Annotated in this window: 14 protein-coding genes; 2 read left to right on the forward strand and 12 right to left on the reverse strand. The window is 45.8% G+C overall.

Annotated features, from left to right (window positions below):
• Positions 1 to 23: 23 nt before the first annotated feature.
• From M4D81_RS28825 to M4D81_RS28835, 3 genes are all read right to left on the reverse strand, one after another.
• The gene (locus tag M4D81_RS28825; RefSeq protein WP_260068954.1) at positions 24 to 716 is read right to left on the reverse strand and encodes a class I SAM-dependent methyltransferase; all 693 of its coding nucleotides are present in this window, start codon (positions 714 to 716) and stop codon (positions 24 to 26) included.
• A 351-nt stretch (positions 717 to 1067) separates the two neighbouring features.
• The gene (locus tag M4D81_RS28830) at positions 1068 to 2087 is read right to left on the reverse strand and encodes a CobW family GTP-binding protein (RefSeq protein ID WP_260068955.1); all 1020 of its coding nucleotides are present in this window, start codon (positions 2085 to 2087) and stop codon (positions 1068 to 1070) included.
• Between the two features lie 31 nt (positions 2088 to 2118).
• On the reverse strand, positions 2119 to 2490 hold the full coding sequence (locus tag M4D81_RS28835) for a (2Fe-2S) ferredoxin domain-containing protein (RefSeq protein ID WP_260068956.1): 372 nt from the start codon (positions 2488 to 2490) through the stop codon (positions 2119 to 2121).
• A 236-nt stretch (positions 2491 to 2726) separates the two neighbouring features.
• Between M4D81_RS28835 and M4D81_RS28840 the strand changes: the two genes are divergently transcribed.
• Together M4D81_RS28840 and sufU are read left to right on the forward strand one after the other, a co-directional pair.
• Positions 2727 to 3728: a CobW family GTP-binding protein gene (locus M4D81_RS28840; RefSeq protein WP_260068957.1), complete on the forward strand. Its 1002-nt coding sequence runs from the start codon at positions 2727 to 2729 to the stop codon at positions 3726 to 3728.
• A gap of 153 nt (positions 3729 to 3881) precedes the next feature.
• Positions 3882 to 4331: a Fe-S cluster assembly sulfur transfer protein SufU gene (sufU, locus tag M4D81_RS28845; protein WP_260068992.1), complete on the forward strand. Its 450-nt coding sequence runs from the start codon at positions 3882 to 3884 to the stop codon at positions 4329 to 4331.
• A 46-nt stretch (positions 4332 to 4377) separates the two neighbouring features.
• Here sufU and M4D81_RS28850 read toward each other — a convergent pair whose 3' ends face one another.
• The 9 genes from M4D81_RS28850 to M4D81_RS28890 form a co-directional block, all read right to left on the reverse strand.
• On the reverse strand, positions 4378 to 4836 hold the full coding sequence (locus M4D81_RS28850; protein WP_260068958.1) for a Fur family transcriptional regulator: 459 nt from the start codon (positions 4834 to 4836) through the stop codon (positions 4378 to 4380).
• A gap of 172 nt (positions 4837 to 5008) precedes the next feature.
• On the reverse strand, positions 5009 to 5830 hold the full coding sequence (locus tag M4D81_RS28855) for a class I SAM-dependent methyltransferase (protein WP_260068959.1): 822 nt from the start codon (positions 5828 to 5830) through the stop codon (positions 5009 to 5011).
• 63 nt (positions 5831 to 5893) lie between these two features.
• Complete coding sequence (locus tag M4D81_RS28860) at positions 5894 to 6667, reverse strand: ABC transporter ATP-binding protein (protein WP_260068960.1); 774 nt, start codon at positions 6665 to 6667, stop codon at positions 5894 to 5896.
• 12 nt (positions 6668 to 6679) lie between these two features.
• A complete protein-coding gene (locus tag M4D81_RS28865) occupies positions 6680 to 7786 on the reverse strand; it encodes a FecCD family ABC transporter permease (protein WP_260068961.1) in 1107 nt (368 codons plus the stop codon).
• The gene (locus M4D81_RS28870; protein WP_260068962.1) at positions 7783 to 8958 is read right to left on the reverse strand and encodes an ABC transporter substrate-binding protein; all 1176 of its coding nucleotides are present in this window, start codon (positions 8956 to 8958) and stop codon (positions 7783 to 7785) included. The genes M4D81_RS28865 and M4D81_RS28870 overlap by 4 nt, the downstream gene beginning before the upstream one ends.
• Before the next feature lie 84 nt (positions 8959 to 9042).
• On the reverse strand, positions 9043 to 9810 hold the full coding sequence (locus M4D81_RS28875) for a class I SAM-dependent methyltransferase (protein ID WP_260068963.1): 768 nt from the start codon (positions 9808 to 9810) through the stop codon (positions 9043 to 9045).
• A gap of 301 nt (positions 9811 to 10111) precedes the next feature.
• Complete coding sequence (locus M4D81_RS28880) at positions 10112 to 13849, reverse strand: cobaltochelatase subunit CobN (protein WP_260068964.1); 3738 nt, start codon at positions 13847 to 13849, stop codon at positions 10112 to 10114.
• A gap of 54 nt (positions 13850 to 13903) precedes the next feature.
• A complete protein-coding gene (locus M4D81_RS28885) occupies positions 13904 to 15850 on the reverse strand; it encodes a VWA domain-containing protein (protein WP_260068965.1) in 1947 nt (648 codons plus the stop codon).
• Between the two features lie 14 nt (positions 15851 to 15864).
• Entirely contained in the window at positions 15865 to 16794 is a 930-nt protein-coding gene (locus M4D81_RS28890; protein WP_260068966.1) for a magnesium chelatase ATPase subunit I, read from the reverse strand.
• Positions 16795 to 16840: the final 46 nt, after the last annotated feature.

Consider the following 16840-nt stretch of genomic DNA (forward strand, 5'->3'; position numbering starts at 1 on the left):
ATCAAAAACGTCCTTTCTTTCTTCTAGATTGGTGCTACAAAGCGAAATAAATAGGCCTCTTCGTATTCATATTGAATTCGGTCCCGGACGTTTATGAAAAAACGTTCCTTGTTGGAAAGCTGAACATACATGTCGGGAGTCAGCCGTGTAATACCTGCTTCGAAACCTTCTGAAAAGAAGGCTGAAGCAATATCATCCAGTGCGTGAAGATTCATAGGCAGCATACTGTTACTGTCAATTTTCTCGCGCATATAAGGGAGGCTTGGATTCTTGCTGTAATCACTATAGCTAGCATAGTAGACACCCCCGGGCTTTAAAGCAGCTTTGATTTTATATGCATGCTCCTGAAGGTCGGATATTAAGTAAATTACAGCTGTGCTGACGGCAAGATCAAAGCGATGACCCCATTGCTCAGGGGATGCCGTAGCTTCATATTGAAGGGGTAAATCTCCTTTGCGTTCATTAGCAACCTGAATTGATTCCTTTCCTAGATCTGTACCTACTCCTTCCCTGAAAGGATACTGAGAATAAAGATACCTGAGAAATCCTCCTTGATTACATCCGAAATCCAACACCGAAAAATCGTTCATCTTTTCCTTCTCAAGAATTTTATCGATTATCTTATCCCAGAAGGGTCGGTGGCTTTCTTCCATCAGTTGTTCGTTCTCAGTTGGTGCGTTCCACCATTTGTTATACAGCTGTTCCTTCTTCAACACTCTCTCCTCCTTAATAGGTCACTAAATGTAATTATTACGATTATCGGCGACAACATATGCTTACATGGTGAGGTATTACGGAGTATGATCATCATCGTAGCCCTCCACCTCAATGCGTAATAAACCACGTTGGTTATGGGCGCTATACTCGAAATTATGATTCCAACCTGCTCCAATTCAAACAAGAAATCGCTTCTGCTATTCTGTATATCCTGCATTTCTTCCTTGACCACAGGTTTCTTTCCTTTGACCGGATCCACTGTACCAAATAATTGAAGTCGTTCATGTTTCGATGGAAGTAAAAGAGAATCTCCCTTTTTATTCACTGTCATAATATCCCTTCCTGGTTCTTTATTTGGCACTGCATGTTACACACTGTTCCAACAGCCCTTTTAGCTCATTCTTAGGAAACTGCTCTCCTATAAATACAGCTACGTCTTGAACCTTTCCTTGCGGATTAATCGGAATAAGTTCTAACTGCCTGTATGCGAATTGAAACATCATACGTTGTCCGGTACCTGCCTCTGTAAAAATGCCTTTTGCGCGGTAAACGCTCTCTGGAAGTTCTCTTATGATTTGTTCAAAACCACTCCTGTCTATGTAATGTTGAAAGTAATGCGTATAAACCATAACGTGATCGTAAGAATGATGATGCACATGAGCGGCATTTTGAGAATGCTGATCATGGTGACTATGGTTACATACCGATTGCTGATGTGTATTCTCTTGATATGATTCCTCAAGAGAAATAGGAAAAGTATCTTCTAGAAAAACTGTATCCAACACGGAAAAATCGATTTGACAATGAACGGTATCATATAGTAATGCATTAGGATTTATTGATTCAATAATCTTTCTCAGCTCGTTCAGGTCTGAAATATGAATGAGATCCGATTTGTTGAGCAGTAGAACGGATGCACATCGGATTTGATCCCTCATGAGATGATAGGTCTTTCCAGATCCTTTCCGATACCAATGTTGGAAATGTCCGGCGTCAAGCACTGTAATCATCGCGTAGATATCAATTGGAATCAATAGTGCTGCCTCTGTTACCGCCTCAAAGATATCGATCGGGTTCGCCACACCAGTAGCTTCAATGATGATTAGATCTGGCGACGATTCATGCACCAATTTTTGGATTTCCATTCCCAAATCACCACTTATTGTGCAGCAGATACAACCACTTAACATTTCTCGCAACGGAACATCCTCATTCACAAGCTGACCATCCAGGTTGACATCGCCAACTTCATTCATGATGATGGCAGGACGCAATCCTTTTTTTTCATGGAACTTAAGCAGTTTGGTTAGCAATGTCGTTTTACCGCTCCCCAGAAAACCAGACAAAATAACAACAGGAACTTTTTTCACCCATTTTCACCTTCTTAAAGTCATTATATTTTTAGTTATCAGCTGCTGGAGCTTTATCTTTACCTTTAACGGAAAGACCAGACGCAATGAATTTGCTGTCAAACGAATATACCTTAAGCTCTTCCAAACGATCTCCTGAAAGATGTCTTCGCACAAGCTCTCTGCCAAGGTCAGGGGTTATAGATTTATACCATGTCCCTTCTGGGTAAGCAATTACGACACAAGCGTCTGCACATCGGCCATTACAACGAGTACGTGTAGTATGAATGAATTTGTCAGCTCCAAGCGTAGTAATTTCATCCCGGATTGCCTCCGTCACTTCTTCGGCATTCAGCTTCATGCAACTACCGCCATTACATATAAGTAAATGACAGCGAGTCTCATTTAAATTCCAAGTCGTCATAGAACATCTCCTTGTCTAGCGATACATTTTACAGAGGAGGTTGAACACCTCTCCTGCCTTAATTGTAATTATTACGATTATACACGCGTATAAAGTATGTTTCAATCTTTAATTGGATCTTGTTATGAATCTGAAGAAGTTTTCAAAGTGCTGTTTGACAAAAGAAAAACGGAGTTCTATACTTGTCTTAATTGTAATATTTACAATTAAGACATCTGTCTCGAGGAGTGATATTTATGTCAATTCAACAGACCGACCCACGGATTCCCGTCACGGTACTGACAGGTTTTCTTGGAGCCGGCAAAACGACCTTACTAAATCATGTGTTAACAGCGGAGCATGGCGAAAAAATAGCGGTCATTGTCAATGAGTTCGGCGAAGTAGGTATCGACAACCAACTTGTTGTAGGAGCGGATGAAGAAATCTTTGAAATGAACAATGGCTGTATCTGCTGTACGGTACGAGGTGACCTCATCCGTATTCTAAATCAGCTTAGGGATGCGAAGCTGGGAAATGGTGATCGCAAAGCAGATTTTGAACGGGTGCTCATCGAGACGACAGGTTTGGCAGATCCTGGCCCGGTTGCTCAGACTTTTTTTGTCGACCCAGAAATAGCCGATTTCTACAAGTTGGATGCGATTGTTACGGTTGTGGACGCAAAGCATGTTGAGCAGCATTTGGACGATGGACATGAAGCTCAGGAGCAAGTCGCCTTTGCAGACGTACTTTTGCTGAATAAAACGGATCTTGTTTCTGAAGACGAACTACAGAAGCTGGAACGTCGCCTTCGTACAATGAACTCGGCAGCCAAGCTATATCATACCCAGCAGTCCAAAATTGACATTAACCAAATTCTCGGAATAGGTGCTTTTGATTTAGAGAAGAAGCTGGAGATCGAACCTGGATTTCTAGAAGAAGAGCATGATCATGAACATGACGATGAAGTAACCTCTATTTTCTTTCGTGAAACTCGACCTCTCGACTTAAAGAAAGTCGAACGTTTTCTCAATGAATGGTTGGTAGACCACGGCGTAGACACATTCCGATATAAAGGTGTTTTCAACATTAAGGGAGTCAAGAAACGAGTCGTTTTTCAGGGCATCCATATGCTATTCAGTTCATATCCTGACAGGGACTGGAGACCAGATGAAGTGCCAACCAGCGAATTTGTTGTGATCGGTCGTAATCTTGACGAGAACTGGTTCCATGAACAGTTTGCTGGTTGTGTAGCCACTTAAGACATAATCGATTTAACCAAAAAGACCTCTCAGCCGTAGGTCTGTGCCATTTCCAGCTGAGAGGTCTATTATATTAATCAGAATATCAGAGTTTTTTGTTGAAAAAGAATTAATCCTAATTGTAACTATCCAGGGAGAGTGATGGAATTGAAAATGGACGAACTTTATAAGCAGCTTATCATCGATCATTATAGACATCCCCGAAATTATGGTGAAATAAACGACATGTCTTCCATTCGATTATTTTATAAAAACCCCACATGTGGGGATACGATTGTATTATATCTGCTAGTCGATCAAGGACAGATCCATGATATCAAGTTTGAAGGTGACGGGTGCTCCATTAGTATGGCATCCTGTTCCATGATGACATCAGCTGTTAAAGGACGATCTTTAGAGGAGGCGGAAAATCTCACCCGACTGTTCTCCTCCATGATTACGATCGGGATCTCCCCGGAAGATGAGGCCCTGGAAGAATCACTATCTTTACTAGGGGTTCATTCGTTGAGAGCTCGGCATAACTGTGCGCTAATGGGATGGCAGGCTTTGCGCAAAGTTATTAATCAGTATAAGAATGATGACTCCCCAACACAACAAATTTAAAAGCATGGTTCCTCATGACAGGACAATGCTTAATGAGAACCATCATCTATTCCATAGTCTCTGCTTTCTCCAGCGCCTGGCATACTTCACATATCCCATAGACCTCAAATCGGTGTCGCAAGACTCTGTAGTCCCCGGGTAATTCAAGACCATGATCCATTGGGCAGTAGTCAAAGGGAAGCGTTTTTTCACAATTGACGCAAATCAGATGATGATGGTGGTGAGTCAGGCAGTTCTCTTTGAATTTTAAACCTCCGTCCATAAAGTAGAAATGTTCCAAAACCCCCATCTCACTTAACATACGAAGATTACGATAAACTGTATCCAGACTCATGCTTGGGTAATGAACGGACATTTGATCATAGACATCTTTGGGCGATAAATAGCCATCGTGATCGGCGAAAATTTGGGCTAATGTTCTTCGTTGTTCCGTCACTCTCCATCCATTTCGCGCCATGGTATTCAACATATCTTTAACTTTGGTTTTGTTCTCCTTCATAAACATACGTTCCCTTCCTCAGTATACAAAACATCCAGCAAAATACCGTCGCTCCGTTTTGAAAAAGACTTATCTTTTTATTTTAACAAGAAAGAAGGAAAATGTCATATGTAGTGATTGGAGTGCAGGTGAAATTAGCCCCTCATTGAGTTTATAACCAAACCACATGCGCAAATTTTTAAAAAATCATTTCTTCCGGCTTCCAATAGAGCAGTGCTGCCTTAAAACGATGTTTGTACAACAAAATGCCGTTATCTTCCGTAACAAACTGTCTGAGGATCTTTTCCGCTGCTTTTCGGTCACAGTTTGTGTCCAATATGGCGCCTAAATTATCCTTCAGGAGCTGTTCTTCATTCTCATAGCGATAGGTTCTTTCCAAGTTTAAAATTTTGCAATTTACGTCGATACCAAGTTCATACAGAAGATTTGTTAAATAGATATAATCCCGTCGCTGGAATTTGACTTTGTAACCAAGCTCTTGATGGATCTCCCACAAATGTGGTTTTTCAGGCCCGGTGGTCAGACCAATAATCGCCCAACGTTTAGACGCGTTATTCATATTTAGAAGCGCACGATCGATCTCCTGCATCCGATAATAACAATTGATCCCAAAAACAACATCAAACTGTTTACTTGGTACAGACTCTTCCCATTTGGCGTGAACGAACCGTGTATGTTCAAGTCCTAGCCGCTTGGTCTCCTTCTGTAAGTGATGGATCACAGTCCGCGAGCTATCCACGCAAGTAAGCGAGGTTGCTTTTTCAGCAGCAGCAAAGGTATAGTTCCCCCATCCCGGTCCAATCTCCAAGACGTGATCGGTTGGCTCAATAAAACGAAGAAGCTCTCTCCGAATATCAGTTGCATAGTCATCCAATGCATCTGTTTTTTTAGAGACAAATCCTTCCCAGAAGGCTTCCTCCTTGACATCGTCGCTCATTCGCTCAGGCAGATTTCCGTTCCAATCCTTCATTCCCTCAAGCCATAGCTCTTTAAAATTCATATCGAAGCGAACTCCGTGATACATATTTACTTCCTCCTCTTTCCGACAGTTAAAATCGATTGGTTAAGTTTCGACTGGTTCAATAGCAGTCATTTTCAACCCGTGTGTTTCGCTCACAATTTCCATCTTCACCCCGTATACCCTCTCCATATTTGTGCAGGTAAACACCTCTTCAGGTCGGCCTGAAGTAAATACTTGTCCGTCTTTGAGCATGTATATCCGATCTGAATAGCGCGCAGCCAGTTCTAAGTCGTGTAAAATCAGGATGACCAAAATACCGGAATGTTTTGCAAGCTTGCGTACGAGTTCTAACACTTCGAGTTGATGACGAATATCGAGTGCAGAAGTCGGCTCATCCAACAGAAGCAAATCCGGCTGTTGCGCCAGCGCCCGGGCAATCAAAACTTTTTGTCGCTCCCCTCCGCTTAGCTCGTCTACGTAACGTGTTGCATAGCAATCCAGATGAAGGTCGGAAAGAAGTTTTCCAACAATATGGAGATCTTCCGACGTCACGCCCCAGCGAATATACGGCTTTCGTCCGAGCATTACGGTTTCCATGACAGTAAGCGGAAAGCCGGATGCAGCATGCTGAAGAACATATGCTTGGATTTTGGCTAAATCTCTACGTTTTAGAGAGTACACGTCCTTTCCATCAATCCACACCTTACCCTTTTTAGGAGGAAGAATGGAGGCTATACTTTTAAGCAGGGTTGTTTTTCCTGCTCCATTTGGGCCTACAATACTGACCACTTCACCCTTTTCCAGACTCATGCGAATACCGCGTAATATAAAGTTGGAGTGGTATCCAAATGACAAGTCCGTAATTTTTACAAACAAGACTTCCCCCTCCTAAGTCCAATACTCCCGGCGTTTTTTGACGAGCAAGTATATGAAAAATGGTGCACCGAAGATGGATGTTACAATTCCAACGGGGATTTCAATCGGCGACAGCAACAGACGAGCCACCGTATCCGACAGAAGCAAAAGCAAGGCTCCGATTAAGCAAGAGCATGGAAGAAGATACCTATAGTCGGTACCAATCATCATCCGGCTGATATGCGGGGCTACAAGCCCTATAAAACCAATAATTCCTGTAAATGCTATCGTTGTGGATGCCATAAGAGTCACTGCCACAAGGCAAACCCAACGCATATGCTTCACTTTAACACCAAGCGTAACGGCTACCTCCTCCCCGGAGATAAGTGCATTCATGTCCCACGCATATTTCATTAGTACCGTTAACGAAATAGCAATAAGCGGCAAGAGGATATTCAGTACTTGCCAATCAGCTCCCCAGAATCCCCCCATTAACCAAATAATCAAATCTTTAAGTGCCTCGTTGTTGGAGAAATACTTAAGAGCTGATACACCAGCCGAAAATAATTGACCAATCGCTACACCCGCGAGCAGTAAAACCGTAGTTGAGCTATTCTTTATACGGGCAATACCATATACGATCCCAACTGCCAAACAACCGAAAAGAAAAGCGTTAAATGCGATCAGCCATTGTCCGCTGTTTACGAGGTTCATACCGAATGCGCTGGTGCCCGCCACGATAGCAAGTGCTGCCCCGAACGAGGCTCCGCTTGAAACGCCTAAGGTAAACGGATCAGCCAGTGGATTACGCAGCAAAGCCTGCATAATCACACCTGCTGCGGCGAGTGATATACCGGTCACTACAGACATCAGGATACGGGGAAGTCGAACTTCACGCACAATATACACATTCATTTCATCAACACTTGCACCTGTTATCATTGCCCAAAGATCCTGGAGAGGCACATTCGCCGAGCCCCTCATGACCGCAGCTCCTGCCGTAATTATCAATAAGACCAAAAGCAATGCGAGCAGCAAAAGCTTGCGAATCGATCTACCCTGGTAAAGAGATTCCATTTGACGATCCGAGGACAACGACTCCAATGGGATATCGTTGTGATGGACTGACTTTTCCATCATTCCGTCTCCTTAAACGAGTAGTACCAGATCCCCTGATAAGGAACATCCAGCCATTCTTCAAAATATTCCTTGGCATATGCTTCAGGATTAACATCTTCAAATAGGTCAGGATATAGCCACTTGGAAAGTTGCAAAACACCGATATATCGTTTGTCTGAACCAATAAAATTCGTATGAAAGAAATAAACTTCCCTGTCTTTGCCGGCTTTCAACTTCTTCAAGGATGATATTTCCATAATATTGGCAAACGCTTCATCAAGCGGCTTGGCATCCGTCGTTTCATACCCACCCAGCCAAGTACCATGTAGTGTAACGACATCTGGATTTCGGTTGAGCACATATTCTTCATCGACCATGATCGTTGTGGAAGCCTCCGCAGGATTCCATTGTAAATCGGCTGCATCTTTTCCCCCCGCCAAAATTGTGGCGTAACCTTCACCTACGCCGCTCTTCCCATCCAGTGACTGGCTTGGAAAAACTCGATAGCCGCCATTGGAGTTGAGGAAACCGGCTGACAGTGCCAGAACACTTTTTCTCTCACTAGTATCTATCTCTTGAATTCGTTTTGCCGGAATACTTTCAATTTGATGCTTCCATTCCAGAAATTTTGCGGCCCTTTCTTCTTTACCGAAGAGCTTACCCAGCAGTTTCCATTCTGTATCCGTCTGGTCTGGCAAGTAATTGTTCATGCGTACGACCTTAATGCCAGCCGGCTCCAACTTTTCCTCCAGTTTTTGATCAGGACGATTCGTGTAGGTGAACACCACTTCAGGCTTCAAGCTAAGTATCGCCTCCAAATTTACCTGTTCCGTTTCTCCAATGTCTGGAAATTTGTCAAAGCCAAGATAGGGATTGTGTTTGATCGTATTGTCACCAGTGGCCACTACGCGGTCTTCCGCTCCCAACAGTTTAATGGCTTCTGCTGTATTTCGATTAATAACCACGGCTTTCTGAACCGGGATATTTAGTGTGATTTCTTTGCCACTTGTATCGGTAAACGTCCAACTTTTTAGTTTCGTATCTTTTTGTGAACTCAACTGTTGACTTACTTGATTTGTTACAATTGCTTCATCATTGTTGGTTGTCGAACACCCCGCTAGAAGCAAAGTTAGAATCATTGCAAATGCGAGTCTAATGATAACGTTCGATAAGAATTTTTTTTGAATAAACAAAGTGTGTCTCCTCCGGAAATTTAAATGTAATAATTACGATTAATGAACATCTAGCATGAAAAATAAATACTCTTAAGTGTTCCTTTAAACCACGCTTTCCTTTCGATGACCAACCATAATCATTCGCGGTGAATGCCTCTTATCATAATGTTGTCCATCATAATTTCCGTAAATTATATCTAAAGTAAGACCGACTTTTTTCAGCATATCTTCCAATTTCTCAGGACCATATAGCTTGACGCGTTCCGAATATCGACGAGTAAGATGGTTAGTTCCTTGAACTACAATTTCCTTCATAACGAAACCGCTTAAAATGCGGCGGGTTTCCGAGATGAGGTTTCCCTCCTCTACCCGCTCCGAAAAAGGAACCAGGTGATCTGTTGTGTATTCTGCGTTCATATAATCGATAATGAACCGCCCTCCCGGTTTCAATGCCTTATGGATTTGCCTTAACACCGTTAACTGTTCGCTGTCCTCTTCAAAATAACCAAATGAGGTAAATAAATTGACAACGGCATCAAATCGTTCCTTAAACATCATATTTTCTGGTAAAGCACGCATATCGCATTCAACCCAATTTACAAGTTCATTAGGGTCGGAGGCCCTAGCTTCCTGGAGCAGCTCCGAGGAAAGATCCACACCTGTTACGCGATAGCCTGCACGTGCAAGTGACATTGCATGTCTCCCCATACCACAACATAGGTCGAGGATTTTACCTTGAGTTGGAAGCTTCAGCCACTCCATCATTCTAAATACTTCTTTTTCAGCCTGACGTCTATCCCTATGACGGTAGATTAGCAAATAATCCTTGCCGAAGCTCTCCTCGTACCATTTATGTAACGTCTTTTCCATCTATTCACTCTCCCTTGAGATATCAAAGTCGCTTGTCATCCTTACAAGAGGCCCCTTTATTCAGGATAAACAAGATATCAGTTTCTTTAATTGTAATAATTACGATTATAGATCAAAAAAAGAATCGAAAAGACCTCGATTAATCGTAATATTTACAATTAAAAGTCTACTTGCAATTTTATAATATGTCAACACTTCCCCCCTCATGAACACGTAGGTATTAAAAAAGCCTCCAAGCAGACATTCAGACTGTCTGCCCGGAGGCGTTAGTATACAAACCGTTTGCTATAAGTCATTCTTCTTAATCATGACGACCTTCAAGCTCCCCTTCAAGCTCCAAAAAGCGTTCCCTCAGCAGCCCCAACTCATCTTCTGTGGCGTCCCAATAGTTCCGTTGATGACTTTCAAGCAGCGTTTCCAACATACCAGAGTAGGCCCAGCGGTTATTTTCAGACATTTGCTTGCTTCGTTGTTCGTTGGCTACATATTCCTGATGAACCGCTGAGAAAATCCAGGAGTCGACTTGGTTGGTTGTCGCTGCAAGCCCCAACAAGTTTTCTACTCGGTCTGCTACTTTCTGGGCTCCATGATAATTATGCTTTAACAAACCGTCTATCCATTTGGGATTGAGCAGACGGGTTCGTACTCCACGATGGACAGATTTTCTTACTTCTTCGGTTAAGATTTGCTCCCGCGTGGTATCGCTAATATATATTTCCGCCTTGCCGCCTTTGGCAATCTCTACCGATTTCGCCAAGCCACCAAAAAACTCATAATAATGATCCAGATCGGTAATCTCGTGTTCATGGTTGCTCCGAATCTGTGAAACAATATCAACCGCAGCCAAGTTCGCCGTATACAAATCATACATATCTTTGCCCCTATAATCGGAGCTGTACACATGCTTCAGGCTGTTCATGAAAGCTGCGCCCAATTGGTCTTCTTCTTCCCACTGCTTGGTCTCGATCAGCTTTGTTACCGAGGTTCCATACTCCCCTTCGGCAGGCCCGTATATGCGGGCGCATGCCAAGTCCCAAGCCTCGTCATGCTCTGCTCCGGCGCTGCGTAACTGCTGATACAACCTCTCCGAATGCTTTTTGAACCAATTTTGATCAGCCGGCTCATCCAGCTCGGAAATCTCTTTATAGAGACGGTGAAGCGTTGATAGCTGGTCCGGAAACATGTCGCGGAAAAATCCACAGATATGGACCAGTACATTCAGTCGCGGCCTCCTCAGCTCAGATAGCGGAATAATTTCATATTCCACTTGCTTAGAGTGATCCTGATCCTTAACTCTGACGCCTAGATAAGCCAGAATCTGCCCCAGCGTCTCCCCTTGTGTCCGGGACGTTTCCAATCCCCACATAACAAGCGCGGTCGTTTCCGGGTATGACTTATGCGCTGCATCATACAAATTCAAGGTGTTCTCCGCAATCCTCCAACCACTCGCAACGGCTGCACGGCTTGGTATGGATCTTGGGTCGAACTGTACCAGATTGTTTCCGGACGGCAGAACCTCCGGATTCCGAATGCAGTCGCCTGCAAGACTGACCGGCATATATTTACCCTCCAGCGCCCGAAGCAAATTCTTAAGCTCCAAATCCGCCTTCGTAGACTGATAAGCGTTTAGGCCAAGCTCCCAAATGTCCTGCCAGTGTGATTGCTGATCGGCTGATCCTTGCGGAGGTTCAGGAATTTCCCGGGTTTGAACAAAGGTTAACACAGCATTCTCCACATACTCATCCAGCGTTTGCAGCTTGCCGATATCCTGGACTTCCAGCAGCTCATCATAATCCCAGCCCAACGAACGTGCATATATTTTCTGCAGCGATCCATAGGTCCCCCGTTCATGGCCAAGAATCATACTCATATGCTGTGCCGCTTGCTCATGCGTATACCCCTCTCCCAAGATATGCAGGCCATCAGCAATCATCGATCTTCGGATTCGGTACAGCTCGGATTCCAGCGATTCCAGGCTAGAGGTTTCAAGAAAAAGCGCAGCTGCCTGATCCTGCAACATCTCCCACAGATCAGGAAGTCGTGAAGGATTCAGCTGTTCCGCTTCCCGATACTGATGCAGCAGTGCTTCCAGGCTGGCGTATTCTCCGTATAACCCGGATACCGTGAATGGAGGGGATTGGTATCCTATCAAGGTAGCGTGGGATCTTCGCTTCGCAATCATGGCTTCGGAGGGGTTGCCGACATAATACGCGTAAAAATGCGGAAGATCCTGAATCAACGCATCAGGTAAACAATCCCCCGACATGCCGCTTTCTTTGCCTTCCAAAAATTCAAGCGTACCATGGGTTCCCACATGCAAGATCGCATCAGCCTTAAACTCGTCTCGAAGGTATTGGTAGAAAGCCAAATACTGATGGTGCGGAAGGAGACTTTTATCATGGTAAGCAGCCTCGGGATGCTCATGTACGCCCCTGCTAGGCTGAATACCGATGAACAAGTTGCCGATCCGGAGCCCGGGAATTTTGAAATCGCCGTCCACGGTCGTCATGATGTCGCCTGGCGCTTCGCCCCACTGCTGAACAAGCTCCTTCTTCCGTTTGTTCAAGACCTGATTGCTCTGCTCATACGATGTATTTGTATAAGTCGGAAGATGATCGGGCCAATGGTCATTAGACCAAACTGCGGAATTTATGATTCCCTCCTGTGTGAAACGCTCTTTCAATTCGAAGCCAGAGTACGTCTCGGTGTCATAACCATGCGCCTTCATCTTCGTGAGGATACGGGATATCGATTCAAAGGTATCCAGAAAGGAGGCCTGGAACAGATGTCCTTCCCCTGGAGGGTAGTTATATCCGATAATGGCGATTCGCTTCTCGGATGGCTTCTTGGATCGGAGGTTCAGGTACCGCTTTACCCGACCGACCACCCGCTGCGCTCGATCTTCGATCATACGGAGCTCTTTGGCATCAAGCCGCATGTCATCGTCATATCCAAGGCTGGATAACGCGGCAACCGGGTGCATCTCAATGCTCCCGTCAAGCTCAGGCAGCATCATTTGAACCAGAAATTCGGAAGACGTCAAGCCCTGTCTGGAGCTTTCCCACTCCTGCCGTTCCCGGCGCGTCAGGAAAAACGGATGGAACATCGGAGCGTCCACTTCTTTTAGTAACGCCAGGATTTCATCGCTCTTTCCCCCCGTAGGTCCGGCTCCCAGGCGGAACGGAACAAAGTTTACGATCAAGTCTACCTTGCCTCCATGAACGCCTCCATGCATCAGCAAGGTTCGCAGCCGATTCGGTTCAACATCCGACAAGGAAGTGAATACGATGGGAAGAACATTGGCAAACGCTCGAATCCTCTGCATCATGCTGCTGACGATATCTCCAGTGTGGAGAGGGTAGCTGTGACCTATAAAAAGTATGGCAACTGTTAGATAATCCTCACGGGCCGGCATGGACGCCCAATAGGCCTCCACGGATTCAAATGACTGCGAGTCGGAGGGATCATAGATGCTCAGCGACTTCAGGGCAAAGGGCGGCTCGACCGGCGGCCAATCCGTTTCCTTTCCGAAGCAGGTGGCAATGTAGCCAAGCATATGGTGTAAATTGAGAATCCCTGCATTTCTCCAATAGGCGACCAAGGTCCGGTGATGCTTAAGATTATCTTGCTGTTCGGTTGATATTGAGGGTGCGGACGAATGTCCGCTTGAGGATGCGGACGGATGACCACGATGGCCGGCGCCGGCAAGATCGTGATAGCGCAATGAACCCAGCCTATATAAATCTTTAAGCCGCTCCCCTTCCCCTCCTACAATCACTTGCTCTGCTTCAAGACCGATACAAAGGTCATGAATACGGGAAACGGTCCGGGCAGGGCTGCCGTGCGGATCGTGGATGATAAAATCCGCTTGATTTACGGCTGTCTCGAGCCAGCTCCACTGTGCCTCCGACAAGGTTCCTTCTATATTAAATACAGATAATGAAAGGCGACTGCGCAAAGATGCATCCCACTTCTTCTTATGTATGAACGATAAATCCTTCATGGCCGCATGGGATGTCGTTAAGACCGTGATCTTCATTCTGTGTTCCTCCTCCAATCCAAGGACGATAGAATCATGCTTAATTAGGGTTATCTAACCCAATATGGTTCGAACCGTGCCAGTAAATCCAGCTTCGTTCAAGTGTTCGAGTACTCGATACTCAGCACCCAATGCTTCAGCCAATTCTTTAGAGCGTCCCAATTTAACAAAGCCTTGCTCCGTATCAATGACTAGACAGGAGATCCCGGCAAGCCGGATCCAGCTTGCGGCCTCCAGGCATTCATTCCAAATGTCCGAATAAACCGACAATCCTGAAGGACTTTGGTTCGCTCGGCCATCCGTAACGAATATCAACGTCGGTATCGTATCATGATTTCTTCGTTTCTCCGCTTGAAGCACCTTATAGGCCAGGTTAAGCCCGGCTGCCAGAGGCGTCCTTCCTCCAGTCGGAATATCGCGGAGATGCTTTGACGCTGTATCGATGCTGCGTGTAACCGGAAGCACAAGCTCAGCCTCGTCCCTTCTGAACGCGATCATACCAATTCGGTCTCGCTTCACATAAGAATCCCGGAGGAGATGAAGGATGCCTCCTTTGACCGCTGCCATGCGCTTTCGGGCCAGCATCGAACCGCTGGCATCAACTACAAACAATAACGTAGACCCAACGCGATTCTCTCTTTTCTTGAGACGCAAATCATCGAGTTCAATGGCAAACGCGACGCCGTCCTTTTTGGTACGGATCAACTGATAGGGAGCCGCTGCACGGATCGTAGCATCAAAGGCTACATCGGTTCGCTGCTTCCTGTTCGGGTATACAGCTCCTACCGATCTGCCTCTCTTCTGAACCGTACGTGAATCATGTCGCTTTCCCGAGCCCTCATATTCTAGCTTGCGCTTCATGTTCAACTTCAAGGGCTCGATTGGATACGCCTCGTCAGGAAACAGCACCTGATCATCCATTCGATCATTGGATACATTCTGAGGGTCATTAGGATCCTCCACAACCGGCATTTCTGTTCTGCTTTGTTTGAAGTCGTCTCCCGCCTCATTCGTATTGGTCCTCCCATCCCCGTGATCGCGATGCTCTGCAGGGGAGTGGGAAGAATTCGTTTGATCAGGTGATGGATTCGTCTGATCACCTGCATCCGGTTCAAGTGGATGACTCCCAGGGGCGAGGGGGTTCTCGAATGCATTTCGCATTCTATGAGGAAGAACATACTCGGCGATCTCTCGGATATCCTCCATGGTTACTTTGGTGCGCCCATCCCAAGCGGCTGCCGCTTTAGCCCCTTCAACAAGAGAGAGCTCGGCACGGGCGCTTGCAATCCCCGCTTCATATGCGATTGAGGAGGCTAGCCGAATCATTTCAGCGCTTACCTCCATGTGAGGAATCAATTGTCCGGCCGCTTGGATTTGCAACCGGAGTGCATCTTCCTGACGCTGATATCGGCTACGGAAGGCATAGGGGTCCTGCTCGAATTGTAATCTTCGGCGTATGACCTCGGCTCGATCCTTGTGATCTATCAACTCGGCCAACGTTACACAGAATCCAAAGTGATCCAGCAGTGAAGATGAAAGAACGCCGTCTCCCAAATCCATTGCCGCAAGCAGCATAAATCGACTTTCTTGAATTTCTGATATCCCTTCTCGCTGCAGATATATCCAGCCGCTCGAGCGTGTATTGACAATCTCTCTGATGAGCACTTCGGGTACTAGATTCATATGATCGGCCAGCAGCAGTTGACCATCGGCAATTTCTAACAATCCCGGGGAACGTACGAGCCTGCCGCGGTCGATGGCGGCCGTCATATCGAATGAGCCGAGAAGCCGATCCGCTGTGATGTTGACAGGTACGGATATTTTCAGACGGTCAGGGATCATCGAAGAAACTGCATGCAGCAGATGACTTTTACCTGATCCTCTAGAACCATTAATAAGAACTCCGCCAATCGCAGGATTCACAGCATATAGCAGAAGCGCCCGCTTCGCTTTCTCTTGTCCAACGATTCCGCTGAATGGATATTCTGAAAGCTGCTCCATTTCCCCCATCTTCATCATGCCTGTACCATTGCTGTTGAACGCAGTAACGCATGTAATCGCTGTTCGATACCGCCGGACTCTTCAAACGGCTGCCGTCTCATCCGATGAGGTAAGACCAGGTATGCGGCTTCCTGCATATGTTCATGGCTAATTGAATCTTGGCCCCGCCATGCTGCCAGGGTGAGCGCTGTTTTGATCAGGGTAATGTCGGATCGATGCCCCTCAACTTCCAGCGCAATTCCGATTTTTGCTGCCAGCTCCAGCATGTCGTCTGTAACGTCAATCTGATCCAATCGCTCCCTTGCCTGAAGGATCTGATTCAGAACGCGCTCCTGTTCGGCCTCATAATGCGCTGAAAATGAAGCAGGGTCACGCTCAAAATCCATACGTCTGCGGATGACAAGGGCACGCTCGCGAACATCCTTCTCTCCGCCGATGTCAACCGACAGAGCGAAACGGTCCAGTAGCTGCGGCCGCAGGTCTCCCTCTTCCGGATTCATCGTTCCCACCAACAGAAATCGCGACGGATGACAATAGGAAATCCCTTCTCGTTCCACCGTATTGATCCCCATTGCAGCGGCATCCAGCAATACATCGACAATATGATCGTCCAACAGATTGATCTCATCGATATATAAAATATGACCATGTGCCGCAGCCAGCAGACCCGGTTCGAATTTCTTCTCTCCTGTCTTGATTGCGTGCTCAATATCGAGAGCACCAACGACGCGGTCTTCCGTTGCACTTACAGGCAAGTTAATGACTTTTAGATCAGGCATGAGCCCAGCCAATGCCCGTACAGCTGTAGATTTTGCCGTTCCTTTCTCACCTCGGATCAGAACACCCCCAAGCTTCGGATTTACGACGTTCAAAATGAGCGCCAGTTTCATTCTCGATTGACCTACAATGGCTGTAAATGGATATTGCTGCTCTACGTCTTTCAAACATCACAACTCCTTATGGCTTCATTAATCCCGATACTCGGGTCGT

Source organism: Paenibacillus sp. p3-SID867, assembly GCF_025142895.1.
GTDB lineage: Bacteria > Bacillota > Bacilli > Paenibacillales > Paenibacillaceae > Paenibacillus_AQ.